This is a genomic window from Salinicola sp. (genome assembly GCF_982684285.1).
On record NZ_CEXLVS010000458.1, the window covers coordinates 1 to 1,387 of the forward strand.

The following is a 1,387-nucleotide window of genomic DNA, read 5'->3' on the forward strand; positions in this document are numbered from 1 at the left end:
ATCACCGACACTTAGCATCAGTGTATTGCCACCCAAGAATTCATGCGGAGCAATGCGGTGCATGATGGTTGCAATGGGTACGAATAAAATGCCTTGTTTAAAGTTTGGCAATTGGTGCAGTGTTTCTAAGCGTTCAGAGATAATATCTTGATGCGGTGAGAAGGTGTCGTAGGGCAACGTTTCCCAATCAGGAAAATGCAAAATGGGTAGCTGTTGTTCACCTAGATAGAAACGTGCTTCCAATTCCAAACGGTGAGCGGAGGCGGTGTCATCGGTTAAAACTAAAAGAGGGCCATCATGTTGTTGAGCCGCTTTGGCTAATAATAAGCCCTGAGCGCTGCCATATAACTGACCTGCACGGAGTTGTTCTTTATTATTAGTTGGAAGTTGTGGTTGTAATGGGCTGAATGAAGCCATGGCACTCTAAATAATGATCTAAAAGCCTGCTATTTTCCCATACAAACTGATGGATATATAGCGTTAATTCATGGAGGTCATTTTATTAACTGACTATTTGAGATCTTTGCACGAGTTGTCTTTTATGACATATCTGCGTTAAAAACAGTCTAAAAATGCTCATTTACACTAGTAAACTGCGCTTTTTCGATTATTTGTGCCTTGCTATGACAAAAAATACAACTCGTGCAAAGGTCTCTTATTAATATGTGATAAGGTACAGCCAAATAAATTTATTGCAATGGTGGAAAAGATGGCTAAACGTACAGAAAATGTTGTATTACTAAAGGTTATTGGTGTTTTTGAATTAGTTGTGGCAATAGTAATGATTTACTTTTTTAGTGAACAAACGCCAGCGTTGATTGGTGGTATTGTATTACTGGGCTTTTCTGCCAATAGTTTTTATCAAGCACATAAGTGTTATAAACGTCAGTATTCGCCGAAAAAAGAAGATTAAGCGTTGTATAGACTATATTAATGGAAAAGGATGTTCAATCAGCCGATGCCGAATTTGATTCTTCGGGATTTTTAAAAACGTTGACCAGTCGTCCTGGTGTCTATCGGATGATAGCTGCGGATGAGTCTGTAATTTATGTTGGCAAAGCAAAAAATCTAAAAAAACGTGTATCCAGTTACTTTCGTAAAACAGGTTTAACATCAAAAAACCGAGTGATGGTGGCACAAATTGCCACTATTGAAATAACGGTTACTCACACTGAAAATGAAGCACTTATCCTTGAAAATAATCTTATCAAGGAGTTTATGCCACGCTATAACATTCTATTGCGTGATGATAAAACCTATCCTTATTTATTGATTTCAGATGACAAATACCCACGATTAAGTTTACATCGTGGCGCCAAACGAAAGCGTGGACAGTATTTTGGACCTTATCCTAATGCTCATGCGGTCAGAGAAAGCTTAAGTTACA

Annotated in this window: 2 protein-coding genes and 1 pseudogene; 2 read left to right on the top strand and 1 reads right to left on the bottom strand. The window is 38.1% G+C overall.

Going from position 1 to position 1,387, the window contains the following annotated elements:
* A pseudogene (locus AC3AYF_RS21030) lies at window positions 1-417 on the bottom strand (transcription-repair coupling factor); the annotation flags it as partial.
* Between the two features lie 292 nt (window positions 418-709).
* Here AC3AYF_RS21030 and AC3AYF_RS21035 point away from each other — a divergent pair.
* Window positions 710-913, top strand: a complete 204-nt coding sequence (locus tag AC3AYF_RS21035) for a hypothetical protein (RefSeq protein ID WP_487780414.1) — start codon at window positions 710-712, stop codon at window positions 911-913.
* 20 nt (window positions 914-933) lie between these two features.
* Window positions 934-1,387 (top strand): GIY-YIG nuclease family protein (locus AC3AYF_RS21040; protein WP_487780415.1); only part of this gene is annotated, 454 nt, incomplete at its 3' end.